Source organism: Herbaspirillum sp. DW155 (assembly GCF_037076565.1).
Taxonomy (GTDB): Bacteria; Pseudomonadota; Gammaproteobacteria; order Burkholderiales; family Burkholderiaceae_D; genus Herbaspirillum.
This window is the reverse complement of sequence record NZ_AP029028.1, coordinates 1,138,058-1,160,686: the sequence shown is the minus strand read 5'-3', so window position 1 is coordinate 1,160,686 and position 22,629 is coordinate 1,138,058. Positions and strand designations below refer to the sequence as shown.

At 63.1% G+C, this 22,629-nt stretch carries 27 protein-coding genes; 6 read left to right on the top strand and 21 right to left on the bottom strand.

The window, feature by feature from the left end:
• Positions 1–3: 3 nt before the first annotated feature.
• From AACH55_RS05270 to AACH55_RS05255, 4 genes are all read right to left on the bottom strand, one after another.
• Positions 4–2,175 carry a TonB-dependent receptor gene (locus AACH55_RS05270; RefSeq protein WP_338718376.1) on the bottom strand — a complete coding sequence of 724 codons (2,172 nt, stop codon included), beginning with the start codon at positions 2,173–2,175 and terminating at the stop codon, positions 4–6.
• A 76-nt stretch (positions 2,176–2,251) separates the two neighbouring features.
• Positions 2,252–2,593 carry a hypothetical protein gene (locus AACH55_RS05265; RefSeq protein ID WP_338718375.1) on the bottom strand — a complete coding sequence of 114 codons (342 nt, stop codon included), beginning with the start codon at positions 2,591–2,593 and terminating at the stop codon, positions 2,252–2,254.
• Positions 2,594–2,760: 167 nt separating this feature from the next.
• Positions 2,761–3,912: an FMN-dependent L-lactate dehydrogenase LldD gene (lldD, locus tag AACH55_RS05260; RefSeq protein ID WP_338718373.1), complete on the bottom strand. Its 1,152-nt coding sequence runs from the start codon at positions 3,910–3,912 to the stop codon at positions 2,761–2,763.
• 26 nt (positions 3,913–3,938) lie between these two features.
• The gene (locus AACH55_RS05255) at positions 3,939–4,676 is read right to left on the bottom strand and encodes an FCD domain-containing protein (RefSeq protein ID WP_338718372.1); all 738 of its coding nucleotides are present in this window, start codon (positions 4,674–4,676) and stop codon (positions 3,939–3,941) included.
• 129 nt (positions 4,677–4,805) lie between these two features.
• Between AACH55_RS05255 and AACH55_RS05250 the strand changes: the two genes are divergently transcribed.
• Positions 4,806–5,345 carry a hypothetical protein gene (locus tag AACH55_RS05250; protein WP_338718371.1) on the top strand — a complete coding sequence of 180 codons (540 nt, stop codon included), beginning with the start codon at positions 4,806–4,808 and terminating at the stop codon, positions 5,343–5,345.
• Positions 5,346–5,361: 16 nt separating this feature from the next.
• On the opposite strand, the gene AACH55_RS05245 is transcribed toward AACH55_RS05250, so the two are convergent.
• On the bottom strand, positions 5,362–5,619 hold the full coding sequence (locus AACH55_RS05245; protein WP_338718370.1) for a hypothetical protein: 258 nt from the start codon (positions 5,617–5,619) through the stop codon (positions 5,362–5,364).
• Here AACH55_RS05245 and AACH55_RS05240 point away from each other — a divergent pair.
• Positions 5,618–7,831 (top strand): SulP family inorganic anion transporter, encoded by a 2,214-nt coding sequence (locus tag AACH55_RS05240; protein ID WP_338718369.1) that lies wholly within the window; start codon positions 5,618–5,620, stop codon positions 7,829–7,831. The two genes, AACH55_RS05245 and AACH55_RS05240, sit on opposite strands and share 2 nt — an antisense overlap.
• 26 nt (positions 7,832–7,857) lie before the next feature.
• On the opposite strand, the gene AACH55_RS05235 is transcribed toward AACH55_RS05240, so the two are convergent.
• Positions 7,858–8,772, bottom strand: coding sequence for an alpha/beta fold hydrolase (locus AACH55_RS05235; RefSeq protein WP_338718368.1), 915 nt, complete (start codon positions 8,770–8,772; stop codon positions 7,858–7,860).
• 150 nt (positions 8,773–8,922) lie between these two features.
• On the opposite strand from AACH55_RS05235, the gene AACH55_RS05230 reads away from it, so the two are divergent.
• Positions 8,923–9,384 carry a hypothetical protein gene (locus tag AACH55_RS05230; RefSeq protein WP_338718367.1) on the top strand — a complete coding sequence of 154 codons (462 nt, stop codon included), beginning with the start codon at positions 8,923–8,925 and terminating at the stop codon, positions 9,382–9,384.
• Positions 9,385–9,411: 27 nt separating this feature from the next.
• Positions 9,412–9,786, top strand: coding sequence for a DUF423 domain-containing protein (locus AACH55_RS05225; RefSeq protein WP_338718366.1), 375 nt, complete (start codon positions 9,412–9,414; stop codon positions 9,784–9,786).
• 93 nt (positions 9,787–9,879) lie between these two features.
• Here the strand turns inward: AACH55_RS05225 and AACH55_RS05220 are convergent, their stop codons facing one another.
• The 4 genes from AACH55_RS05220 to AACH55_RS05205 are packed head-to-tail and all read right to left on the bottom strand — an operon-like array spanning position 9,880 to position 13,616.
• Positions 9,880–10,569, bottom strand: a complete 690-nt coding sequence (locus AACH55_RS05220; RefSeq protein ID WP_338718365.1) for a type IV pili methyl-accepting chemotaxis transducer N-terminal domain-containing protein — start codon at positions 10,567–10,569, stop codon at positions 9,880–9,882.
• A 33-nt stretch (positions 10,570–10,602) separates the two neighbouring features.
• Positions 10,603–11,415: an ABC transporter ATP-binding protein gene (locus AACH55_RS05215; RefSeq protein ID WP_338718364.1), complete on the bottom strand. Its 813-nt coding sequence runs from the start codon at positions 11,413–11,415 to the stop codon at positions 10,603–10,605.
• A gap of 12 nt (positions 11,416–11,427) precedes the next feature.
• Complete coding sequence (ntrB, locus tag AACH55_RS05210; protein WP_338718363.1) at positions 11,428–12,384, bottom strand: nitrate ABC transporter permease; 957 nt, start codon at positions 12,382–12,384, stop codon at positions 11,428–11,430.
• A 59-nt stretch (positions 12,385–12,443) separates the two neighbouring features.
• A complete protein-coding gene (locus AACH55_RS05205) occupies positions 12,444–13,616 on the bottom strand; it encodes a CmpA/NrtA family ABC transporter substrate-binding protein (protein WP_338720180.1) in 1,173 nt (390 codons plus the stop codon).
• 666 nt (positions 13,617–14,282) lie between these two features.
• Between AACH55_RS05205 and AACH55_RS05200 the strand changes: the two genes are divergently transcribed.
• Both AACH55_RS05200 and AACH55_RS05195 read left to right on the top strand, forming a co-directional pair.
• On the top strand, positions 14,283–14,441 hold the full coding sequence (locus AACH55_RS05200) for a DUF3309 family protein (RefSeq protein ID WP_338718362.1): 159 nt from the start codon (positions 14,283–14,285) through the stop codon (positions 14,439–14,441).
• 229 nt (positions 14,442–14,670) lie between these two features.
• Positions 14,671–15,048, top strand: coding sequence for a hypothetical protein (locus AACH55_RS05195; RefSeq protein ID WP_338718361.1), 378 nt, complete (start codon positions 14,671–14,673; stop codon positions 15,046–15,048).
• A 149-nt stretch (positions 15,049–15,197) separates the two neighbouring features.
• Here AACH55_RS05195 and osmB read toward each other — a convergent pair whose 3' ends face one another.
• From osmB to AACH55_RS05140, 11 genes are all read right to left on the bottom strand, one after another.
• Entirely contained in the window at positions 15,198–15,413 is a 216-nt protein-coding gene (gene osmB / locus AACH55_RS05190; RefSeq protein ID WP_338718360.1) for an osmotically-inducible lipoprotein OsmB, read from the bottom strand.
• 51 nt (positions 15,414–15,464) lie between these two features.
• On the bottom strand, positions 15,465–15,926 hold the full coding sequence (locus AACH55_RS05185) for a hypothetical protein (protein ID WP_338718359.1): 462 nt from the start codon (positions 15,924–15,926) through the stop codon (positions 15,465–15,467).
• Between the two features lie 133 nt (positions 15,927–16,059).
• Positions 16,060–16,230 carry a CsbD family protein gene (locus tag AACH55_RS05180; RefSeq protein WP_338718358.1) on the bottom strand — a complete coding sequence of 57 codons (171 nt, stop codon included), beginning with the start codon at positions 16,228–16,230 and terminating at the stop codon, positions 16,060–16,062.
• Positions 16,231–16,508: 278 nt separating this feature from the next.
• The gene (locus tag AACH55_RS05175) at positions 16,509–18,542 is read right to left on the bottom strand and encodes a PAS domain-containing protein (protein WP_338718357.1); all 2,034 of its coding nucleotides are present in this window, start codon (positions 18,540–18,542) and stop codon (positions 16,509–16,511) included.
• 169 nt (positions 18,543–18,711) lie between these two features.
• The gene (locus tag AACH55_RS05170) at positions 18,712–19,206 is read right to left on the bottom strand and encodes a response regulator (protein WP_338718356.1); all 495 of its coding nucleotides are present in this window, start codon (positions 19,204–19,206) and stop codon (positions 18,712–18,714) included.
• A gap of 46 nt (positions 19,207–19,252) precedes the next feature.
• Positions 19,253–19,882, bottom strand: a complete 630-nt coding sequence (locus AACH55_RS05165) for a response regulator transcription factor (RefSeq protein ID WP_006464715.1) — start codon at positions 19,880–19,882, stop codon at positions 19,253–19,255.
• 340 nt (positions 19,883–20,222) lie between these two features.
• Positions 20,223–20,552: a BON domain-containing protein gene (locus tag AACH55_RS05160; RefSeq protein ID WP_338718355.1), complete on the bottom strand. Its 330-nt coding sequence runs from the start codon at positions 20,550–20,552 to the stop codon at positions 20,223–20,225.
• Between the two features lie 145 nt (positions 20,553–20,697).
• Entirely contained in the window at positions 20,698–21,075 is a 378-nt protein-coding gene (locus tag AACH55_RS05155; RefSeq protein ID WP_338718354.1) for a cell envelope biogenesis protein TolA, read from the bottom strand.
• 177 nt (positions 21,076–21,252) lie between these two features.
• Positions 21,253–21,465, bottom strand: a complete 213-nt coding sequence (locus tag AACH55_RS05150) for a CsbD family protein (RefSeq protein ID WP_338718353.1) — start codon at positions 21,463–21,465, stop codon at positions 21,253–21,255.
• A gap of 45 nt (positions 21,466–21,510) precedes the next feature.
• On the bottom strand, positions 21,511–22,071 hold the full coding sequence (locus tag AACH55_RS05145; protein WP_338718352.1) for a ferritin-like domain-containing protein: 561 nt from the start codon (positions 22,069–22,071) through the stop codon (positions 21,511–21,513).
• Between the two features lie 112 nt (positions 22,072–22,183).
• Positions 22,184–22,498 carry a DUF883 family protein gene (locus AACH55_RS05140; protein WP_338718351.1) on the bottom strand — a complete coding sequence of 105 codons (315 nt, stop codon included), beginning with the start codon at positions 22,496–22,498 and terminating at the stop codon, positions 22,184–22,186.
• Between the last annotated feature and the right edge of the window lie 131 nt (positions 22,499–22,629).

Genomic DNA, 22,629 nt, shown 5'->3' with positions numbered 1-22,629 from the left:
CCATCAGAAGTGCTTGGTCATGGCCAGATACAATCCACGCCGCTGCCCATACTGCGGTGCCCCCACGCCGATACCACTGCCATCGCGGATTTCATACACCGAATCCAGCACGTTGATGGCACTCAGGCGTACCGTCGCATGACCAATCGGCGAATCCCTGAACTCATGCGCTACCGACAGATTGACGCTGGTGTAATACGGCAGATGGTCGGTATTGGCAAAGCCGCTGCGCAGGCCGCTACCCGATACCACGCTGCCGCTATAGGTGGTGTCATGGTCCACATAGGAGGCGCCGGCCGATATCGTGATCGCCTGATCGTGATCCAGGTGAACCCAGTGATTGGCAATGTAGTCGAGTTCATCCTGGCCGAAATTGTATTGGCTCGATGCGATGTTCTTGCCCAATGCGGTCGCGCGCGCGAGGTTGAAATACGCCGCCAGATCATCCTTGCGATAGTTCAGCGTCAGCTCAACACCATAGATCTTGCCCTGTGAATAATTGAACGGCGTATAGAGCAAGGCCGAACCGAACTGCCCTTCATCGAGCAGGTTGGTGATCTGCTTGTAATAGCCATCCACACCCAGCGTGAAGTGATTGCTCAGCTTGTGGCTCACGCCCACGTCATAGGTATTGGAACGCTCCGGCTGCACCGCATCGTTGCCGTTGGTGGGCGGTGCGCCGGTGGTATTGGCGAAGCTGTTGATGGTGCTGGCCGCGATCAGTTCGCTGGTGGGTGGCGTGAAGTAGCGGGCATAGCCGGCATGCAAGGTGGTGCGCTCATTGAGCTGATACACCACGCCGATACGCGGACTCAACTGGCTGCCGGTGACGTAGGCATTCAACTGGTCGAAGCGGGCGCCGTAATTGAGCGTCAACGCGTCAGTGATCTTCCATTCGTCCTGCAGATACACACCCACTTCGGTGGTGATCTTGCGGTTGCCGTCGCTGATGGCGATGGGGGTGTCACTGCTCTGGTTGCCGTTGGCGTCGGTCGGCAAGGTCAGAGACTGATTGCTGTTGGTCAGGGTTTCATGGGTATAGGAAATGCCGCTGCGCAAAGTGTGACGGTCGTTGAGACGATAACTGCCATCGGCCTGCAGGCCATTGGCCAGGCCCGCGCGCGCGACCTGGGTCGACACGCCCGTGTACATCAGGTCACCCAGCGTGTCGGGCTGGAACTTCACGCTCGTATAGCGGCTGAAGGCGGCGATCTGGTAATCGATGTCCTCGCCGATCACGCCCTGCAACGACAGGATGCCGTAGCGGGTGATTTCATTCTGGGTTTCGTTCAGGTTCTCTGAGGCGACGTTGCCGCCAGCGACATTGAAGCTCGGCGTCTGCCCCGCCGTGTTGGGAATCTGGAAGTGACTGTTGGTGTTGGCCAGGATCAGGCTCAGGCGCGTATCAGGATTGATCAGGTAGGAGAAATAGCCGAACGCCTTGCTCTGCGTGGTGCGGTCATGCAATGCCGAGGAAGAACCGGTGGGATTCTCGATGCCCAGATTATTGGCATCCAGCGAACCGGTGACGTAATAGCTGATGCCGTTGACGATGCCATTGGCCTGGCCATTGACCTGGCGCGTGTTGTTGCTGCCCATGACCACGCCGATATCCCCGCCCGGTGTCAGGCCTGCAGTCTTGGTACGGATATCGACGATGCCGGCGGTGCGATAGCCGTATTGCGCAGGCAGAGCACCGGTGAGCAGGTTGACGCTATCGACGAAGCGGGTATCCAGCGTTTGTCCAAAACCGGAAATGCTTTCCGGCAGCAGGATGCCGTTGAGACGATATTGCAGGTTGGCGTGGTCGCCACGCACGTGCAACTGACCATACGAATCCTGGGCCACGCCGGGTGCTTGCAGCAGCAACTCATTGAAGGGCGTGTTTTCGCCCTGCGGCAAGGCCTGGATATCCTTGGGGCCGATGTGATAGGCGCTGCTTCCGGTTTCAACCAGGATGCCATTGCGCGCGCGGTCGAGGCGTTCGGAAGAAACCGAAATGGTGGGCAAAGCAGCGGTACTGGCCGGGGAATCAGCGCTGTCCTGCACGCCGGTACTGCTTGATGGCGTAGCCGCAACGGATTGGGATTGCGCGCAGGCAGGCAGCGAAAGGGTGCCGTAGGCAAGGGCGATCAGCGTGCTCAGGGTGCTGAGCCGCAAGAAATTGAAATGCATGAGGGTTTCCCAGGAATGAACGAAGCCGGACTGCGCTCCTTGCGAGGCAGTCTTCAGAATCAATTGAAAGAGTGAGTCAGTGCCGAGATGACAGCACGGGTGGCGCCTGGGAATAAGGGGCGAGATAAGGGCTGATGGGCTGCCGGAAGAAATACGCGGGCGCCACCACGGTGCCGCCCGCCAGGAAATACTGCACGGCCGACAGATCCGGTTGCGGCGCCTCAAGGGGCGGCGGCAGGTCTTGTTCGGCCAGCTGGCAGGCGACGCAATCGTCGCTCTTGTCGCTCAATGCATGATGATGAACGCCACTGCACCATAGCTGCAGCACCACGATCACGATGGCCAGCAACACCGTGACGTGGTGACGCCCAAGCGTGCGCCCGGGCGATGAACGATGGGATTTGCAATAGTGTTGCATTTGCCGGAATCTTATAGGGACCGGTAAATATATGCAACATTGTTGCAATTTATTGTGACGCCGGCGCACCATCCCGGCCGGAGCCTGTGTCGGAAAAAATTGTCGAGAAGCCGAAGACGCCTGTTTCTTGGAAGACCTGACTACCGGCCCGTGCTCCCCCTGCTCTCTTACGCTCCTTCCGCACCGGCCCGCACCAGACTATCGGCGCTGATGTCCGCAATCCTGCGCGCGCCCGTCAGCGTCATGGCCACCTGCATTTCCTTGGCGAAGAGACTCAGCACATTCTCCACGCCAGCCTGCCCCTGGGCAGCCAGTGCGTAGATGAAGGCGCGGCCCAGCATCACGGTATCGGCCCCCAGGGCCAGCAGGCGCACCACGTCCAGCCCCGAACGCACGCCCGAATCCACCAGGATGGCCAGATCGCCCTTCACGGCACTGGCGATCCCGGGCAAGGCACGCGCGGTCGACAGCACGCCGTCAAGCTGGCGTCCGCCATGGTTGGAGACCACGATGCCATCGGCACCGAAACTGACGGCATGACGCGCATCCTCGGGATCGAGAATGCCCTTGAGCAGCATCTTGCCCTTCCACGAGTCACGTATCCATTGCAGGTCATGCCAGCCGATACCCGGATCGAAATTGGCGCCCAGCCAGCCTACGTAATCTTCCAGCCCGGTCTTCTTCTTGAGGTAGGCCGAGACATTGCCCAGATCATGCGGACGGCCCAGCAAACCCACGTCCCAGGCCCAGCGCGGATGCGTGACTGCTTGCAGATAGCGACGCAGTGCCGCATACGGACCGGACATGCCCGAATGACGATCACGATAGCGTGCCCCCGGCACCGGCATGTCCACCGTAAACACCAGCGTGCGCACCCCGGCCGCCCAGGCGCGCTCCAGCACGTTCTTCATGAAACCGCGATCCTTCAACACATACAGCTGGAACCAGATCGGCTGCGCCACCGCCTGCTGCACTTCTTCGATCGGGCAGACCGACACCGTGGACAAGGTGAAGGGAATGCCCGCATTGGTCGCCGCCCGTGCCGCCTGCACTTCGCCGCGCCGCGCATACATCCCGGTCAGTCCGACCGGGGACAAGGCCAGCGGCATGGCCAGCGACTGCCCCAAGAGCGTAGTGGACAAATCGACCTCGCCGACTTCCTTCAAGACCCGCTGGCGCAAAGCCAGCTGGCGCAGGTCCAGCGAATTGCGCGCCAGCGTGTGTTCATCGTAGGCGCCTCCGTCGATGTAATCGAACAGGAAACGCGGCAGGCGGCGGCGGGCGGCTTCGCGGTAATCGTGGGTGGAAGAGATGATCATGGGAGTCCTTGTGAAGGTAAAGGGAATCAAACCGCAGCGGCCCGCCGCGCACGGGCGGGGGTTTCTTCGATGTCGAGCAGGCGCTGCTGCACGAAGTCGAGATGGGCATTGGCATGCCGGCGTGCGTCCTCGGCCCGGCCGGCGAGGATGGCATCGAGGATCTGGCGGTGCTGGCAATCAAGCTGGGCCACGATGTCGGGCAGGCGATACAACTGCCGCAAGGTGTCGGCAATGCTGATCTCCAGCAGCCGCAAGAGGCCCGACATGACCTGCCGCAACACCACATTGCGCGAGGCCTGGGCGATGGCCAGGTGGAAGGCGGCATCGGTGCGGGCCTGCGCGGCCAGGTCATCGAGGGGCGCGGTGGAGACGGCCAGATACGCCTGCTGCAAATGCCGCCTGTCGGCCTCGCTGGCGCGCAGGGCGGCGAAATACGCGGCATCGCCTTCCAGCGAAAAACGGATCTCGGCCACGTCTTTCCAATAGCCGGCATCGCTGCGGGCCAGCGGGGCGAGGGGCTGCAAGGCGTCGGCAATCGGGTCGGTCAGGGCCGCATGCTCGTCGTCGGCCAGGAAAGTGCCACCGCCGTGGCGCGCCACCAGCACACCCCGGCTGGTGAGCACACCGATGGCCTCGCGCAGGGACGAGCGCGACACACCGAACTCCGAGGCCAGGGCACGTTCAGACGGCAGCTTCTGGCCCGGTGCCAGCGCACGTTGGGCAATCAGGTCGGCCAGGCGGTCAACCAGGGGAGAGGCAGTCATCGGCGGCTCCTTTCAATGTGGTCGGACCACTTTATGGGATTCTTAGGAAGACAGTGCAATCGATTGTAGTATCGGCTCAACAGAGGCCCAAATTCATCGAGAAAGTGGTCCGGCCACTTAGTTTTTACCATGCGCACCTTCCTCCCCCTGCCCGCCCTCCGCTCCCTCGCAGCCGATGCGCGCCGCATCGCACGGCGGCTGGAATTGCGCTCCTTCCCTTTGCTGCAGGAACAGTTCAGCGCCCAGGAAGGCTTGCGCGCCGGTGTCATCTGCGTGACCGACATGCTGCAGCCCGGTGCCGGCATCGCCTCGGCCCGTGCGCTGGACAACCTGATCGGCAGCGGCGCCGCCCTGCTGGCCGCGCTGGCGCTGTGGCCCGACCTGGGAGCCTCGCCGCGCCAGCGCATCGCCGCCGCACTGCAGGCCAACCGTGCCTATCTGGATGCCGTCCTGCAGCGCCAGCCAGCCCCTGTTCTGCGCCAACTGCAGCGCCAGGCCGGACTGGCCAGCATCGACGCCGAAACCGCCCTGCACGAACTGGGCGGTCTGCGCCGCCAGCGCGACGGACTGACCGAGGAAGAGGTCGCCTCCCTGCGCAGCCTGCGTGAACTGGCCGGGCAAGCTTCGGTGCAATGGCACCGACAGCATGCCGACGGCAAATTTTCCTGAAAAACGGTGTAAACGTTCACTTTTTTCCTGCATGCAACGGCTGCGAGGCCGTCGCAGCGGGAATCTCTTCCCTTTCCTTCATCTGGCCCAGAAAGCGCAGCATTGTTGCCGTTCTGTCATTTTCGTGTGATAGATTGGCATTCATCATTGGCAATACCGGGACACCAGAGCCCGGTACGGTGCGCGGGGGCGTGCCGGGGACCTGCGGGACCACGCCACACAACAAGAACGGCCGGCGCCAGCGCTCGGCCATATCGATGGGGAGTACAGGCATGCCGCACAAACGCGCAGCCTTCGGGGAAGGTCATCTGATGTCGCAATCCGGTTTGTTCATGCGCGCGCGCCACTGGCTGGGCAGCCTGCCGGCGGCCTGCGTGGTGGCCCTGGTGTCGGTGAGCTATGCGGTCAGCTATGCCGTCATGATCTTCGGCGGCAGCGGCGACGGCCTTCTGCAGGCGGGCTTGCCGCTCATGTTCATCACAAGCGTGCTGTGCCTGCTGGTGATCTGCTTCACCAGTTCCTTGCCCTTCATGCTGGGCGGCGCGGACTCCAATTCAGTCGGCCTGCTCTCGCTGATGGTCGGCGGCATCAGCGCCAGCATGCAGCGCGCCGGGCTGTCGCCGGCCGAGATCCTGGCCACGGTCACCACTGCCATCACCTTGAGCAGCCTGCTGGTCGGACTGGCGCTGATGCTCTTGGGCGTGCTGCGCCGGGGCAATCTGGTGCAGTTCGTGCCCTTCCCCGTCATTGGCGGCTTCCTGGCCGGGACCGGCTATCTGCTGTGGGCCGGCGCCTTCACGGTGCTGACCGGTCACCCCCTCGGGCTGGAGGCGCTCAACGCCGGCATCCGCCTGCACTGGCAGGAACTGCTGCCGGTAGCCATCGTGGTGATCGGCATGCTGGGCCTGCCCGGACGCAAGTTCGAGCATCCGCTGGCGCTGCCCGTGGCGCTGGGCCTGGCCAGTGCCACCTTCTATGCGGCCCTGGCCGCCAGCGGCATTTCCCTGGAGCAGGCGCGCACGCTGGGCTGGATGTTCGCGCCCCTGAGCCTGGGTCACGTGCAGCTGCCGGTGCAGGTGTCCTGGTCGCTGGTGCATTGGGACATCCTGTGGCGCCACTACGGCGAATTGCTGGCCCTCATCGCCGTCACCACGCTGGCCATCCTGCTCAATGCCACCGGCGTGAGCCTGGCCACCCGGCGTGAAGTCGATTTCAACCGCGAGCTGCGCAGCGCCGGCCTGGCCAATGTGCTCAGCGGACTGTTCGGCGGCGTGATCGGCTGCCATTCGCTCTCGCGCACCCTGCTCAACTACCGCTTCGGCTCGCGCGACCGCATCGCTACGCTGGTGGCGGCCGTGCTCTGCCTGGCCTTTGCGCTGTTCTTCATTCCGCTGCTGGGCTATTTCCCCAAGCCGGTGCTGGCCGGCCTCCTGATCGGCCTGGGCGGCGGACTGCTCAATGAATGGCTGGTACGCAGCCGGCGTCTGGCGCGCGGGGATTATTTCCTGATCGTGCTGATCGTGGCGGTGGTGGCCTGCTATGGCTTCGTCACCGGCGTGGCGCTGGGCGTGGTGGTGGCCTGCGTGCTGTTCGTGCTGGACTATGGGCGGGTGTCCTGCGTGAAGATGGAATTCACCGGGGCCACCCTGCAATCCAAGCTGGAACGCAGCGCCGCCGCCCATGCCGAACTCAAGCAGCTGGGCCAGCGTGTCTTCGGCATGCGCCTGCAGGGTTTCCTCTTCTTCGGCAGCGCCAACCAGATCGTGCATCGCGTGCGCGAGCAATTGCAGTCACCGCGCCAGTTCATCATCATCGACTTTCGCCACGTGCAGGGACTGGATGCCTCGACCTCGCAGAGCTTCGTCAAGCTGGCGCAGGTGTGCGAACAATACAAGGTAAGCCTGATCCTGACCGGCATCAGCGAGCCCATCCGCCGCCCCATCGCGCGCGCCGCCTTCCCCGGCGACGCACCGCGCGAGTTCGGCGATCTCGACCTGGCGCTGGAATGGGTGGAAGACCGCCTGCTGGAACACGCCGCGCGCGACGAATCGCGCGATACCCTGCACACCAGCCTGGCCGAACATTTCAAGCCGCGCGAACTGGCTTCGCTGCTGGCGCGCATGGAGCGGGTGGACCTGGCGGCCGGCACCCTCCTGTTTCGCAAGGGCGATGCGGGTGACTCGATGTATTTCATCGAGCAAGGCATGGTCAGCATCTCGCTGCCGCTGGAGGGCGGCGGCCGCATGCGCCTGCGTTCCTTCGGCAGCGCCACCATCGTGGGTGAGATGGCGCTCTATCGCGGCCAGCGGCGGACCGCCGATGTCGTCACCGACCGTCCCACCCGCGCCTACCAGTTGAGCCGCGCCAGCCTGCACCAACTGGAACAGGACGACCCGGCCACGGCGCTGCAGCTGCATGCCTATGTGGTCAAGGTCATCGCCAGCCGGCTGGAATCGACCAATGAGGCGTACCGGCTGGCTTATTGAGTCCTTATTGATCCCTTATTGATCTCTTATGGAGCCGGACGCGGCGCCGGCAGGCCGATCTTGTCGAGGAATTCGCCGACGATGGGTTCCCAGATCTCCGGTCCGCGCGCAAAGAGCGTGTGCCCGTTCTGGGCGAACGGCGGCAGGAGCCGGTACTCGGCCGTGCCACCCGCCTTCACGAAAGCCGCATGCCAGGCCTTGGTATAGGTCGGGCCGAAGTAGAGATCGTTCTCGGTATAGATCCACAGCATCGGCATCCTGGCGGCCTGGCCAAAGCGCGCATACATCTCTTCGAGCCGCTGGGGCGCGCAGGGATTGGCCGGACGCTTTTCCGGATCGCCACCGGAACCACCGGCAAAATTGATCGCGGCGATCACGCCCTCGGGATTGCGCGCCGATGTCGCCACGGTCAGGTAGCCGCCCACCGACTGCCCCACCAGCAACACCCGCTTGGGATCGACATAGGGCTGCTGGCGCGCGTAGTCCAGCACGGCCAGGATCTCGGTACTGCCAGCCTCGGCCATGGGCGCGTAATCCTTGCTGTTGCAGCCGCCGCTGTCTTCCGGATCGAACTGGGTCATGTAAGCGCCGTAGCCGATGCGGGTCGGTTCAAAGACGGCAAAGCCGCGCGAGAGGAAGTAGCGCACCTGCCGGGTGAAACGGAAGCGCGGCGGATCCTGGCGATTGGTGGGGCTGCGTCCGTGATTGAGGATCAGGATGGGAAAGGGTCCGGGGCCGGCCGGCTTGAACTGGGTGATGACGACCTTGCCGCTCTCCTGGCGACCGTACATGTCCTTGACGCTGACCTCGATGCTGCTGACGGATTCATTGATGTCCAGGGCCAGCTGCTGGGCGCGCACGGCCGACGGGATGAGTACCAGGCCGCACAGGCCCAGTGCCAGAGACTGCCTGACGAAGGAGAAGAAAGAGTGTTGGCGCATGGAGTTATTGTGATGAAAGGCCCAGCAGGCCGGGGCTCATAAGCTACCGCCATTGCCGAGCTGCAGGCAAGCGTTTTTGCAATGCCCCTGCCGACGCCGCTGCGGCAGCGATCCTATATACTGCTGCCTTCCCCGTACCCCGCATCAGCCATGTCCGAGCAAGCCCCCGAACCGATCTTCCCCGATGACGCCGTAGCCGGCGCCGAGACCATCCCTGCCCCGCGCCGCTGGATCGTGCTGCAGAACGTGCAGGAAGTCGAGACCTGGATCGACACCTACAACCGCGAACTGCAAGCCGTGGTCTACCGCCACAAGATGAATACCGTCAACGCCGGCCAGGGCATCTGCTTCACGCTGGAACTGGGTGGCGAAATCTATCTGCACACCACGCCGGAGGGCCAGATCCTGCTGGACGTGAGCGAAGAAGCCGCCTGGGCCGCCCCGGTCATCAGCGCCGCCGCCAATGTGGCCGCGCCCGCAGGCAGCGTGTGGGTGCTGCCGCCGGATACGCTCACGCAGCTGATCCTGGGACTGTCGGGATTGATTGCCACATCGCAGTTCGTATTGCGACATGAATACCGGCTCGGCAAGAGCATGCGCACCGGCTACTGAATGCCCACCTGACTGAAAGCAAGCACGATGAAAGAACGTCCCCTGATCGCCGCCGGCGCGCTGAACATGTTCGTGGCCGTGGGCTGTGGCGCCTTCGGCGCGCATGGCTTGAAGAAAATGATTTCCGAAGAGATGCTGACCATCTGGCATACCGCCGTGACCTACCAGGTCATGCATGCCCTGGGCATGATCGCCATCGCGCTGCTCATGCCGCGCATGGCCGGTGCCGCCCTGGCGTGGGCCGGCAGGCTGATGCTGGCGGGCATCGTCATCTTCAGCGGCAGCCTCTACCTGCTGGCCCTGACCGGCACGCACATCCTCGGGGCCATCACGCCCTTGGGCGGCGTGGCCTTCCTCGCAGCCTGGCTGCTGGTGGCGTGGGCGGCGCTGAAAAGCCGCTGAGCCAAGCTGAGCGGCCCTCCCGCAGCATTAAGCAAAATTCAATGCTCAACCAAAGAGCATTAAACGGAGATTAACGGCACCAAGGAAGCGCGTTCAGGCCGCAGCGCCGCTCAAGGCTTCCTTGACCAGTTCATCGATCTCGCCAGTGATGTTGGAAAGCACCCCGGCCACCACCGAGAATTCCTTGCCGGCCTGGCCCGAACGGGCCGCCACGATGCGGGCGTTGAAGGCCACCATCTTGGCTTCGCGCGCGATGGTTTCGATGTCGGTCATGATGCCGCGCAACTGCTCGCGCATGCGCCGCGCATGTTTCTTGGACTGCGCCTCATAGACCGTCGTGATCTCGTTCAACACCGCCAGCAAGGGCGTGGTTTCCTGCACCAGTTGTTCCAGCAGGGCCGGTGCGGTCTTCAGTTTGTCTTCGATGGCATTGAGCGCGCGCTGCGCCAGTTCGGCGAAACCGGTGATGCGCGCATCGCCCCGGCTGCGTCCGAAATACACCTCCTCCAGCTCCGGGCAGAATACGCCGGGCAAGTCGGCCGAGCGCCGGATCAGGGCAGCATGGGCGCTGCGAAACAGCGCCAGCGCTTCACGCGCCGTGGCGCACGCACCCGGTTGCCCCTGCGCGGCCAGCACCGCGTAGAGCACCAGGCGCTGCGAGGTGAAACGGCGGCGGCCCGAGAGATTGATCAAGGCGCCGAACACCTCGCCCGACAGCGGCGCGGATTCGGGCGGTTCAGCCCCTGCGACAGGGCTCTGCCCGATGACAGCCAGGCTGCTCATGCACATCTCCTTCCCATGCCATTGATCGCCGGCTCAAGCGGCATCGCGCGCCGGGTGCGCCTGCTTGCGATAGAGGAATTCCAGCACCGCCGTGCGATAGGCACCATACTGCGCATCCTGCGCCAGCGTGACGCGATCACGCGGGCGCGGCAGTTTCACTTCGACGACTTCACCGATGGTGGCGGCCGGTCCATTGGTCATCATCACGATACGGTCCGACAGCAGCACGGCCTCGTCCACGTCGTGGGTCACCATCACCACGGTGGAGTCGGTCTTGGCGACGATCTTCAGGAGTTCATCCTGCAGGTGCGCACGCGTCAACGCATCGAGTGCACCGAAGGGTTCATCCATCAGCAAGACCTTGGGCTCCATCGCCAGCGCACGGGCGATGCCCACGCGCTGCTTCATGCCACCGGAGATTTCATTGGGCCGCTTGCTCTCGGCGGCGGTCAGCCCCACCAGTGCCAGCGCGGCGCGCGTGCGGTCACGCAGCTGGGTGCGATTTTCGGTCGCGCCGAAGACGCGCTCGACACCGAGATAGATGTTTTCGTAGCAGGTCAGCCAGGGCAGCAGCGAGTGGTTTTGAAACACCACCGCACGCTCCGGTGCCGGGCCACCGATCTCGCGGTTGGCACAGAGCAGCACGCCGTCGCTGGGTTTCAACAAACCGGCGATCAGGTTCAGCAAGGTCGATTTGCCGCAGCCGGAGTGACCGATCAGGGTGACGAACTCGCCCTTGGCCACCGTCAGGTTGATCTCACGCAGGGCATGGAAGACGCCCTTCTTCGTGTGGAACACCATCTCCACACCGTGGATGTCGATGAATTTGCCGTTGAGGTTGTCCATGATCCGCGCCCCTTAGTGGTTGACCTGCTCGTAGGTAAACGCCTTGGCCAGCGCCACCAGCAATTGTTCCAGCACCAGCCCGACCACGCCGATGACGACGATGGCGATGATGATGTGCGGCACGTTCAGATTGTTCCATTCATCCCAGACCCAGAAGCCGATACCGACGCCACCGGTGAGCATCTCGGCGGCCACGATCACCAGCCAGGCAGTGCCGATGGACAGGCGCACGCCCGTCAGCATGTAGGGCAAGACCGAGGGGAACAGGATCTTGGTCAGCACCTTCCATTCGGACAGATTCAAGACCCGCGCCACGTTCATGTAATCCTGCGGCACGCGCTGCACACCGACGGCGGTATTGATGATCATCGGCCAGATCGAGCAGATGAAGATCGACCAGATCGCCGCCGGGTTGGCCGACTTGAAGACCAGCAGGCCGATGGGCAACCAGGCCAGCGGTGACACCGGGCGCAACAGACTGATGATGGGGCCGAACATGCGCGAGAGGAATTCCACCCGGCCAATCGCAAAGCCCAGCGGAATACCCACCAGCGCCGCCAGCCCGAAGCCCATGCCGACCCGCTGCAGCGAGGCCAGCACGTTCCAGCCTATGCCCTGGTCATTGGGACTGTTGCGGTAGAAGGGATCGGAAAACATCACGCCCGCTTCCTTCAAGGTCAGCCACGGGGTGGGGAAGCTGCTGGTCTTCAACGCGATGATCTGCCACACCAGCACCAGCAGCGCCACACCCAGCAGCGGCGGCACCACGCGCATGAAGAGGCTGCCGACGACGATCTTCTTGCGCAGGCTGCGTGTCTTCACGCTGGCGGCAGCGCTGGCCGCAGGCGCCACCTGCGCTTCGTTGGCGGCCGCTGCGCGCAGCGGTTCGCTGGCCGCAGACACGCCTGCGTGGCTGTTGCCGGCGGGCTTGGCGTTGTCGCCCATGATGCTTTCCACGACTGCACTCATCGTTTTCCCCTTGCTCGATACACTTCACCGTAATGGCCCTGAGATGCGGCCGGCGCTGCTTACACCTTGATCTTGAAGGACTGCGCGTAGGCCGCCGGATTCTTGCCGTCCCACACCGTGCCATCCATCAGTTTGGAACTGCGCATGACATCCTTGGGCAGCGGCGTCTTGGTCATGGCGGCGGCCTCCTTGTAGAGATCGATCTGGTTGACCGACCTGGCCACGGCCAGGTAATCCGGATCGCTCTTCAACAGGCCCCAGCGGCGATGCTGGGTCATGAACCACATGCCGTCGGAGAGGAAGGGGAAGTTGACCTGGCCTTCCTCATAGAACTTCATGTAGTTGGGATCGTCCCAGGTCTTGCCCAGGCCGTTCTGGTAGCGCCCGAGGATGCGCTGGTCGATCACGTCCTTGCTGGTGTTCACGTAGGACTTGTCGGCGATCACTTCGGCCATCTTGTTCTTGTTGACCAGCGAGGCATCGATCCACTTGCTGGCTTCGAGGATGGCGGCCATCATCGCGCGACAGGTGTTGGGATACTTCTGCACGAACTCCAGCGAGGTGCCCAGCACCTTTTCGGGATGGTCCTTCCAGATGTCCTGCGTGGTGATGGCGGTGATGCCAACGCCATCGACGATGGCGCGATGGCCCCAGGGTTCGCCCACGCAGAAGCCATCCATATTGCCCACCCGCATGTTGGCCACCATCTGCGGCGGCGGCACGGTGATGACCTTGGCATCCTTCATCGGGTTGATGCCATTGGCGGCCAGCCAGTAATACAGCCACATGGCGTGGGTGCCGGTGGGGAAAGTCTGGGCGAAGGTGTATTCGCGCTTGTCGGTCTGCATCAGCTTGTAGAGCGAGGCACCATCGACGGCACCCTTGTCGGCCAGCTTTTTGGAGAGTGTGATGGCCTGGCCATTGTGGTTCAGGCCCATCAGCACGGCCATGTCCTTCTTCTGCCCGCCGATGCCCAGCTGCACGCCGTAGATCAGGCCATACAGAACATGGGCCGCGTCCAGCTCGCCATTGGTCAGCTTGTCGCGCACGCCGGCCCAGGAGGCTTCCTTGCTGGGGACGATCCTGATGCCGTATTTCTTGTCGAAACCCAGCACCGAGGCCATCACCACCGAGGCGCAATCGGTCAGGGGAATGAAGCCGATCTTCACTTCTTCCTTTTCCGGTTTGTCGGAACCGGCCGCCCAGGCGCCGCCCGGGGCCAGGCCCAGCATGCCGCCACCGGCCGCCAGCGCCGCGCCCTGCATCAGCTTGCGACGCTTGCCGTCCACCGCCGGTACCGGTCCGAGCTGTGCATCGTGTGCGTTGTGTGCGCCGTCCGTGCTCCCCTGCACGCCTGCCTTGACCGCCTGACCCTTGGATTCCATAGCACTGTTCCCCTTGCGTTGCGATTTGTCGAAAGCTCAAACAAAAAAGGCGTGTCCCGACATGGATGAGCCATATCGGAAGACGCCTTTGTCCCGGACGGCGCGACCGCCATTGGCCACACCTTCACATTGCTTGCGCACTGCTGCGCTGTGAGCTTCGTTCAGCAAAGAGCGTGCCAGAACCAGGGCACCGGCCGCAAAACCGCATCCAGACTGAGCTTGCGGCACATGGTGCGGTCTGGCGGCCACACCCCGACAGCGCGGACGGCGCGATCAAATCGGGCGTGCCCCGCACTTCCGTTGTGCCTTGCACCAAGTTGGCAGCGATCGGTAAGCCCGGCCCGCGCCGGGCGCGCCCACCTACCCGCGCTTGCAGGATTTTCCTACAGCACATTGCGAGGGGCGCTGATCGTGTCGCGATGAGGGCCGCCCTAAGATGGGCCCAGCTTCACGTATCACACGGCGCTTGCACCCTGGCGGGCAAAAGCGAACTCAATAAGAAAGGAGAAATCCATGACCCTCGGCACCATCCTGCTCATCGTCCTGATCCTGATCCTCATCGGCGTCATCCCGGCCTGGCCGCACAGCCGTGGCTGGGGCTACGGTCCCAGCGGCATCGCTGGCACCATCGTCATCATCCTGCTGATCCTGCTGCTACTGGGCAAGATATAAGGCGGGGCGGCAGCCTGCGGATGGCTCCCGCGGCGGCCACGCGCCCCCGCCTTGGCCCGCTCCCCTCCCTTGCGCAAGCCTGATACCATCCGCTGGCGGACGGGAAAACGGCGCGGCCGGTGCCTGTCACCGGCCGCGCCGTTTGCTTGCGGGCACTCTCGCTGCTAGTCAGGGCAGCCTCTCGCGGACGGTTCTTCCTATCTCCGTAACGTGATGAGGCTCAACCCCGATGAACAATAAATTCCTCACTCCATTCCTGCCGGGCATCCTGGCTGCCGTCTCCCTGCTCGCTGCCGCTACCGCACACGCGGCCGAAGAGGACGTCAACAAGGCCGATCCGCAACGCTGGTACCAGGAAGACACCAGCCCCCAGGCGCGTCTGCGCAACCTCAATCAGGAAACGGCGGCCGCCTATGCCGAGGCGCTGAAGGCCTGCCGCAGCCTGCGCGGCAAGGAGGCCGCGGCCTGCCGCAAGGAAGCCGCACAGGCGCGTGCGCAAGACAATGCACGCGCCGCGCGCATCTACAAGGACTACCAGGCCGCACAGCCGGCAGCGGCTGCCCCTGCATCCCCCTCCGGTCACGCGCACAGGCACGCGAAAAAATAAGTCGGCGCATGCATGCGCCGCAAGTGACAACGCCGCGACGAGATGACTCGTCGCGGCGTTCTTGATGGTACTGCGATGGTCCTGCGATGGTTCTGCTTCGGACCAGGCCAGCAGTTCATCAACCGGCCTGCAGCGGACTTATGGTCGGCTTACTTGCCGACCTGATTGCCGATGATGCCACCCACGGCGGCACCACCTACCGTACCGAGGCCACTGCCTCCGGTCAGCACGGCACCACCTACTGCGCCGGCGCCGGCGCCGATGGCGGTGTTCTTGTCGCGCTGGCTCATGTTGCTGCAGCCGGTCAGGGTGGTGAAGGCGCAGATGGCTAGCGAGGTCACTGCCAGGGTCTTGATGCTCTTCATGATGACTCCTTCCTCTTTTTACTCTTCGTCAGATGGGGGAGCGTCCGGCGTTCAGGTCGACGGGCGCATGATCACGCGCGGTGCCTGAGCAGGCGCGTGATTGCGATAGACCGGCGCGCGCGGTGCGGCCTCATGAGCACGCTCGTCTTGCGCATCCTTGCCCTTCGCGCCGCGTTCGCCATACAGCAGCACGGCGTTCTGCAAGGACTTCGAACGCCTGGTCTCGGCCATGTCCATGTAGCGGAATTTCTTCTGCCCTGCTGTGTGCAGACGGGCTGCATCCACCGGCATGTGACGGTCCATCGTGGAAGCCGACCAGCGCGCGGCGCTGTCGACGGCTTGCGGGGTTGCTGCGAAAGCGTGGGAGGCGAAAGCCGAAGCGGCTGCCAGCATGCAAATACCGACTGTTTTTTTCATGGTCTGCCCTTTCAGGGATCCCTTCTGGCGGTGAGCTGAGAATTTCATGCGGCAAACCGAGAACTCTTTTTGATTCCCCGGCTCTACCAGCACCATGCCGTCATGGTCGCGGAAATTGCCGTATCACAAAATCAGCCTTTTCCGATTCTCGCGTAGGTGCTTTCCTACACGGCTGAGCTTGGGGCCCCGCAACGGCGCCGGCCCGGCCCAGCCGGAGATGCACACGGCATCAGTCCTTGGTGGCTTCCTTGGCGTCGCCATAGGTCTTCTGGACATTGCCTTCCACCTGCTTGGCCGCACCCTTGACCTGCTGGCTGGTGTTGCCGGTCAGCTCGCCCGTCTTCTCCTGCACCTTGCCTGCGGCTTCCTTCAGGCTGCCCTTGATCTGGTCCTTGTTCATGATGGCTCCTTTGCGTTGTTGGCTGAGGGTTACCCGGCCTGCGGGCCGGCTCCGTCACGCTGCTGCGCCCCTTGGGCGGTGAGTGACGATGAGTTCATGGTAACGATGAGCCAGTGGCGCCGACATAAGAGAGGCGCCCTTTCCTGCGTAGGAAAAACAGAAAAGCCGTGCCGGAAAAACGCCCCCTGCAAAGCAGCGCACCAGAACGCAGAAAGCCGCTCTGCGAGCGGCTTTCGGAGGGATGGAAGCGACCATGAAGCAGGCCGCGCGAGTGTTCTTCAGGATTCGCTGGCCGCCAGCTCAGGACGAATCGGCAGGCTGATGCTGATCAACGCGCCCTTGCCCGGCGTAGAGCGGATATCGACCTCGCCGCCAAAGAAGGTGGCACGCTCGCGCAGGCCGCGCAGGCCATAGGTCTTGTGATTGTCGCGCCGCTCCTCGGGGATGCCCACGCCGTCATCACGCACGGTCAGGGCCACGTGGTCTTCGTCGATGTCGAGGATGACGTCGACCTTGCTGGCCTTGGCATGCTTGGTGACGTTGTTGAGCATTTCCTGCAGCATGCGATAGATGGCGATTTCCATTTCATGTCCGACTTCGACGTCCTCATCCGGCAGGCTGGCACGGCAGGTGATGCCGGTGCGCTCATGCAATTCATCGAGCTGCTCGGAGATCGCCGCCTTCAGCCCGAACAGATCCAGCGTATTGGGCCGCAGCTCGGTCTGGATGCGCCGCGTGGTGGCCACCAGCGACTTCATCAGGCCCTGCATGCGGGACTTGCGGTCGGCCCATTTCTCGTCCGGGGGCAGGATCTGGTAGACCCCTTCCAGGTGCATCGACAAGGCGGTCAGCGAGGCGCCCATGTTGTCGTGCAGCTCGCGGGCAATCGCGCGTTTTTCTTCTTCGCGCACGGTCTCCAGGTGGTTGGTCAGTTCGCGCAGCAAGGCGGTCCGCTGGATCACGGTCTTTTCCAGCTGGCTCTCGCGCTGGCGCAATTCATCCTCGGCCTGCTTGCGCTCGGTGATGTCGGTACTGATGCCGATCACTCCCTGCACGCTGCCATCCTTGCCGAACCAGGGCACCTTGGCGGTCTGGAAGGTGACCACGCCTTCGGGCAGGTGCAGCGTCTGCTCCAGCTTCTCGGGCTTGCCCGAGGCCATCACGCGGCGGTCGTCGCGGTCGATGGTGTCGGCCTCTTCCTCGACCAGGAACAACTCGCGACTGGAGCGGTACATGGTCTCTTCCCAGGTCTTGCCCAGCTTGTGCAGCGTGGCCGGGTTGGCAAAGATCATCAGACCCTGGCGGTTCTTGACGAAGATCGGATCGCTGGTACTTTCGCTGACCGCGTTGAGCAAGGCACTGGTTTCGGCCAGCTTCTGCGCATTGCGGGTGCGCTCGCCGTATTCGCTGTCGAGCCGGCTGGCCGAACCCCAGAAGATGAAGAGCACGATCACGCCGTTGATCAGCGTCAGCGTGGGCAGCACCAGTTCCGGCAGGATCCAGCCATGGGTCATGCCCCAGTTCAGCAAGAGGCTGAAGGCCAGCAGCAGGAACAGGGTCTGCGGCAACAGATGACGCAGCATCTGACCGCCTGGCGCCATGCGCAGAATCACCGCCATCAGCGGATGAGAGGGCCGCGCCATCAACAGCGCCGCCCCCAGCAAGGCAAAGACCAGCGAAGACAGCAGCGAGATCGGCAGCGGGAAGTCGAGATAGATGAACTGGCTCACGTCATACAGATAGCCCACCAGCGGAATGGCCGACAGGCCCATGATGGTGAAGGCCAGGTATTCGGCCGGATAGTAGCCGCCCAGCAGGCGCCAGTCATGCAGCAGCAGGGCCAGGGCCATCAGCACGAAGCCCAGCGCGAGCAACGGCGGAATGGCCAGCGGCGAGACCGGATGCGCGGCATCCAGCGGCAGCCAGCCCAGCGTGTACATCACGCCCAGCACCAGCGAGACCACACCCAGCGCCAGCAGCAGCACGGCCAGCCCCACGGCCAGCTTGCGCAGCGCGGCACGGCGTGTGCCCGAGTGCATGCAGCGCAGGTAGAGGGCCGAGGCGCCCAGGATGAAACCGATCGCGGTGACTTCCCGCACGGCCAACAGGCCCGAGAGCAGGCGCCGGTATTCTTCGCCCAGCGCGCCCGTCACCAGCACCACCACCGCCAGCAGGATCACCGCCATGGCCAGGCCCATGGCCAGCGTCACCATGCTGCTGTAATGCGCATGTGACGCCGCAAAATACTCGACCGATGCGCTGTTCTGGAGATCGGCGGAGGACGGACGAAGGCCGTCATTGTTCTTCTGCATCGTCGGAAATCCCTTGGTCTGGTGCCCTGCCTGCCGCGACGGTCCTGGCGGGCGGCACACTGGCAATGATCGGTTCTGGTCGTATCGTCTGTTCAGTCCATCGTGGCCGCGCCGAAATGCATTGGCGGCACGATGGTTGGCTGCGCGAATTATGCAGCAAAAAAATGTGTCAGAGTCCGCCCGCCTGGGCCGGGCCCTGCGGCGAATTGTTGCTCGATGAAGTCCGGCCGGACCGGCCCGCCTTCTGCCCCGCCAGCTCTTCCAGCAGGTCGCACAGCAGCGGCAGTTCGGACGATTTGTCGAAGAAGTGCTGCACCCCGCACTGGACCCCCACGCGGCGATAGGTCGGGCTGACGTGATTGCTGAAGACCACCTTGACCTCGCTCTGGCGCCGCGTATTGGAGCGGGCCAGCGATTGCAGCAGGCTCATGCCATTGCCCTGCTTCAACTGGATGTCCAGGATCAGCACGTCATAGCTGTTCTGCTGAAGATGGCGCAAGGCCTCCAGTTCGCTTTCAGCATGGCCCACCAGACGCACCCCGCCGATTTCCGACAGGCTCTCCACGATCAGGTCCCGCACGTCCTCGGAATCCTCCACCAGGAAGATCCGCAAGGGTGTCCCGTCGCTGTCGCGCTGGGGCCTGCTGTTGAGTTTGTCGTCCATGATGCGCCCTACCGCTCTTGCTTGCCTGCCACCCGGGGTACCAGGCTCAGTCGATCAGGTTGTTCTTGATCGCGTAATAAATGATGTCCGCATTGTTGGTCATGCTCATCTTCTGCAGCACCCGCGAACGATAGGTACTGACGGTCTTGACCGACAGGCACAGCTCGTCGGCGATCTGCGTCACGCCCTGGCCCTGGCCCAGCTTGTAGAAGATCTCGTACTCGCGCTGCGAGAGGGTCTCGTGCAGCGGCTTCTCGGAGTCCACCGGCTCGCTGGTGAGCAGCTCGGCCACGCCGTAGCTGATGTACTTGTGCCCGCGCAGGATGGTGTTGATGGCGTTGACCAGCTCGGTGGCCAACGCTTCCTTCTGCACATAGCCGGAAGCGCCGCTGCGCAGCACCTGCACCGCATAGCGGCTCTCGGGGTGCATCGACAGCATCAGCACCGGCAACTCCGGTTTTTCACGCTTGATCTGCTTCAACACTTCCACGCCACTCTTGTCGGGCATGGCGATATCGAGCAGCACGATATCCCAATCCTGGGTACGCACCAGACGGATAGCCTCTTCCGCCGTGCTGGCCTCGCCGCCGATTTCCATCGACGGAATTTCCGAAATGAAGTGGTGCACACCTGCGCGTACGACCGCGTGGTCATCGACTACAAGTATTTTTGTCATGGCATGTTTGAGCAGTGAATTGAAACGTCAGCGCCGTGGGCGCTGCTTGGAGCTGTTTTATGTTTGTACTCTGTATCTGCCTGCCCCGTGGCGATCCCGTACCGCAATCGATCCACCGGGCAGGCGTGGCCTCGGCCTGCGCTGCCGCCTCCCTATCCTGACAGACCGGCGGCCTGCCCTGCCCGGCAGCAACGGATTCCAACTATACCTGACAGACCCTGACCTGTCTTCTGGCGAAACGCACCGGATCGTTCCGATGCGCTTTGCCAGCGGCACGTCCACATGCAAGCAAAGCGCGGACCGGTCAAGAGACCGGTCACGCGCTTGCAAGTTCCCGCGCTTACTGCTTCAGGCGCAGGTCATTACGCACCGAGACCACACCCTTGACGCCACGGGCCAGCTCGGTGGCGCGGGCAGCAGAGGTCGAGCTGGAGACGAAGCCGGAGAGCTGGACCACGCCCTTGTAGGTTTCCACGTTGATTTCGGAGGACTTCAGGTTCGGCTCGTTGAAGATGGCAGCCTTCACCTTGGTGGTGATGACGGCATCATCGACGTATTCGCCGGTGCCTTCCTTGCCCGGGCCGGACGCGCAGCCCACCAGGGAGACCATGAACAGGGCCAGGAAGAAACCGAGGAAACGCTTGGTCAGGGACATTTTGGTCAGCGACATGATGAAACTCCTTTGAGGTTGTGTCCGGCAATCAGGTGATCGCATCGGTAATGAAATGGTCTTGCAGGTTGCCGGTCCGCCCGCGCACCCTGCCCGGTGCGGACCGACCGCGCCATCAGGCGGCGCAGGGGCTTACTTGCGGGAATTATTTGCCGTACTTGGACTTGGCGTTGGCCACGCACTTGTCCTTGGCATCGCCGCTCATGGCGTCGCACTTTTCCTTGGCGGCGTCATAGTTGGCATCGTTCTTGTCCTTTTGCGCGTCCTTGTCGGCTTCGGCGCCCTTGCGCTTGGCCTTGGCGTCAGCGATGGCCGATTCATGAGCGGCCTTGGCTTCCTTTTCGCAGACGTCCTTGTCGTTGCCCTTCATGGGACTGCACTTCTTCTTGGCCGCCTTGTAATCGGCATCGGCACGGGTCTTGTCGGCCTTGTACTGGGAGGCCGCCGGATCGGCAGCCAATGCTGCGCCTTGCAGGCCGATAGCGGCTGCACCGAAGATCATGGTTGCGATGATTTTTTTCATTGTGTCCTTCCTCATGGTTTGCCTGGTTTGCGGCCGGGGGCCGTATTCTCATGCAGACCGGTCACGAAGACCGGCCTGCGTCCTGCACGTTCACTCACTTGCTCACTCACACTCACTCCAACTGCCTGCCGCCGCCACGATGCCTGCGCGCACCGCAGCAGCGCTACGAATGACGGCTTATTGACGCCAGTCCTTGTTACGTTCTTCCCAGTCGCGGATCTGCTTTTCGGCTTCGTCCTTGCTCACGCCATAGGCTTCCTGCACACGGCCGGCCAGCTGGTCGCGCTTGCCAGCGATGACGTCGAGGTCGTCGTCGGTCAGCTTGCCCCATTGTTCCTTGGCCTTGCCCTTGAATTGCTTCCAGTTGCCTTCCACGATGTCCCAGTTCATGTCGCTCTCCTTGTAGTGGTTGGGGAATGGTCCGGTGCTGCCGGTTTACAGGCCCAGCAGATCGCTCATGTCGTCGGCGTGTTCCTCTTCCTGCGCCATGATCCGGATCAGCAGGTGCTTGGTGGTGGGGTCGTCATCGCCGATGCGTTCGATCATCTGGCGATAGGCTTCGATGGCCACGCGCTCTTCCACCAGGTTGGCGCGGATCATGTCCTTGATGTCCCCGGATTCGTCGTATTGCGCATGGCTGCGCTCGGCGATGGTCCTGGGGTTGAAATCGGGCTCGCCATTCAGTTGCACGATGCGCTCGGCAATCTGGTCGGCGTGGCTTTGTTCTTCCTGAGCGTGCTGCAGGAACTCGCCCTTGATGGCTTCGACATCAAGCCCCTTGGCGGTGTAGTAATGGCGCTTGTAACGCATCACGCACAGCAGTTCGGTCGCCAGGGCATCGTTCAACATCGCCACCACTTCTTCGCGGTTGCCGCGATAGCCTTCGGTGACGGCACCGTCATCGATCTTGCTGGCAGCGGCGCGGATGGCCTCCTTGTCGAGGTGGAAGGCCGTGCGCTTGACATCGGCCTTGGGGGGATTCTGGGTCATGGTCATTCCTTCTCTCCGGTTTCTTGACTGATGCGCTGCACGCTGCATGGGCCGTGCGCGCCTGGCTGGATCCGGCACGTGCGCGGGCAGCGCCGGGTTCCGGGAAAAATGTCCGGGCTCAGTAGCGATCTGCGCAGCGGCCCACCGCCAGACCGACCAACAGGCCGATGCCGGTACCGATGGCAATCGCGCGCCACGGGTTGGACTGCACGTAATCATCGGTGGTGGTGACCATCTGGCGACCGGTTTCGATCACGGCGGCCTGTGCATCCTGGGCGGTATTGAGTGCCTGCTCCAGCAGCGCCTGGGCGCCGGCGCGCAGGTCATCGGCTTTCTTGCCGGTGGCGTTGGCGGCTTCGGCAAACATGTCCTGTGCCTGCTGCAACAGCGACTGCACATCGGTACGGACGGTCTTGAACTTGTTGGCTTGCATGCTTGCCCTCCTTGAATTCGTTACGGGTTGATCGGGTCGGCGGGGCTGGCCCGGCCACCCGGCGTGCGGCGCACTCCGCGCCGCTCACATCAGGTACTGCAGCACGATCAGCATCAGCACCGGCACACCCA

What these genes read in the sequence shown, in the direction of transcription:
- AACH55_RS05185 (WP_338718359.1), bottom strand. Translation starts at nt 15,926, where the DNA reads ATGGTGCTGGTAGAGCCGGGGAATCAAAAAGAGTTCTCGGTTTGCCGC.
- AACH55_RS05205 (WP_338720180.1), bottom strand. Translation starts at nt 13,616, where the DNA reads ATGCTGGGCCTGGCCCCGGGCGGCGCCTGGGCGGCCGGTTCCGACAAA.
- osmB (WP_338718360.1), bottom strand. Translation starts at nt 15,413, where the DNA reads ATGAAGAGCATCAAGACCCTGGCAGTGACCTCGCTAGCCATCTGCGCC.
- AACH55_RS05230 (WP_338718367.1), top strand. Translation starts at nt 8,923, where the DNA reads ATGTCCGAGCAAGCCCCCGAACCGATCTTCCCCGATGACGCCGTAGCC.
- AACH55_RS05180 (WP_338718358.1), bottom strand. Translation starts at nt 16,230, where the DNA reads ATGAACAAGGACCAGATCAAGGGCAGCCTGAAGGAAGCCGCAGGCAAG.
- AACH55_RS05265 (WP_338718375.1), bottom strand. Translation starts at nt 2,593, where the DNA reads ATGCAACACTATTGCAAATCCCATCGTTCATCGCCCGGGCGCACGCTT.
- AACH55_RS05250 (WP_338718371.1), top strand. Translation starts at nt 4,806, where the DNA reads ATGCGCACCTTCCTCCCCCTGCCCGCCCTCCGCTCCCTCGCAGCCGAT.
- lldD (WP_338718373.1), bottom strand. Translation starts at nt 3,912, where the DNA reads ATGATCATCTCTTCCACCCACGATTACCGCGAAGCCGCCCGCCGCCGC.
- AACH55_RS05235 (WP_338718368.1), bottom strand. Translation starts at nt 8,772, where the DNA reads ATGCGCCAACACTCTTTCTTCTCCTTCGTCAGGCAGTCTCTGGCACTG.
- AACH55_RS05155 (WP_338718354.1), bottom strand. Translation starts at nt 21,075, where the DNA reads ATGAAAAAAATCATCGCAACCATGATCTTCGGTGCAGCCGCTATCGGC.
- AACH55_RS05245 (WP_338718370.1), bottom strand. Translation starts at nt 5,619, where the DNA reads ATGCCTGTACTCCCCATCGATATGGCCGAGCGCTGGCGCCGGCCGTTC.
- AACH55_RS05225 (WP_338718366.1), top strand. Translation starts at nt 9,412, where the DNA reads ATGAAAGAACGTCCCCTGATCGCCGCCGGCGCGCTGAACATGTTCGTG.
- AACH55_RS05200 (WP_338718362.1), top strand. Translation starts at nt 14,283, where the DNA reads ATGACCCTCGGCACCATCCTGCTCATCGTCCTGATCCTGATCCTCATC.
- AACH55_RS05195 (WP_338718361.1), top strand. Translation starts at nt 14,671, where the DNA reads ATGAACAATAAATTCCTCACTCCATTCCTGCCGGGCATCCTGGCTGCC.
- AACH55_RS05165 (WP_006464715.1), bottom strand. Translation starts at nt 19,882, where the DNA reads ATGACAAAAATACTTGTAGTCGATGACCACGCGGTCGTACGCGCAGGT.
- AACH55_RS05175 (WP_338718357.1), bottom strand. Translation starts at nt 18,542, where the DNA reads ATGCAGAAGAACAATGACGGCCTTCGTCCGTCCTCCGCCGATCTCCAG.
- AACH55_RS05255 (WP_338718372.1), bottom strand. Translation starts at nt 4,676, where the DNA reads ATGACTGCCTCTCCCCTGGTTGACCGCCTGGCCGACCTGATTGCCCAA.
- AACH55_RS05160 (WP_338718355.1), bottom strand. Translation starts at nt 20,552, where the DNA reads ATGTCGCTGACCAAAATGTCCCTGACCAAGCGTTTCCTCGGTTTCTTC.
- AACH55_RS05215 (WP_338718364.1), bottom strand. Translation starts at nt 11,415, where the DNA reads ATGGACAACCTCAACGGCAAATTCATCGACATCCACGGTGTGGAGATG.
- AACH55_RS05220 (WP_338718365.1), bottom strand. Translation starts at nt 10,569, where the DNA reads ATGAGCAGCCTGGCTGTCATCGGGCAGAGCCCTGTCGCAGGGGCTGAA.
- ntrB (WP_338718363.1), bottom strand. Translation starts at nt 12,384, where the DNA reads ATGAGTGCAGTCGTGGAAAGCATCATGGGCGACAACGCCAAGCCCGCC.
- AACH55_RS05150 (WP_338718353.1), bottom strand. Translation starts at nt 21,465, where the DNA reads ATGAACTGGGACATCGTGGAAGGCAACTGGAAGCAATTCAAGGGCAAG.
- AACH55_RS05145 (WP_338718352.1), bottom strand. Translation starts at nt 22,071, where the DNA reads ATGACCATGACCCAGAATCCCCCCAAGGCCGATGTCAAGCGCACGGCC.
- AACH55_RS05170 (WP_338718356.1), bottom strand. Translation starts at nt 19,206, where the DNA reads ATGGACGACAAACTCAACAGCAGGCCCCAGCGCGACAGCGACGGGACA.
- AACH55_RS05240 (WP_338718369.1), top strand. Translation starts at nt 5,618, where the DNA reads ATGCCGCACAAACGCGCAGCCTTCGGGGAAGGTCATCTGATGTCGCAA.
- AACH55_RS05140 (WP_338718351.1), bottom strand. Translation starts at nt 22,498, where the DNA reads ATGCAAGCCAACAAGTTCAAGACCGTCCGTACCGATGTGCAGTCGCTG.
- AACH55_RS05270 (WP_338718376.1), bottom strand. Translation starts at nt 2,175, where the DNA reads ATGCATTTCAATTTCTTGCGGCTCAGCACCCTGAGCACGCTGATCGCC.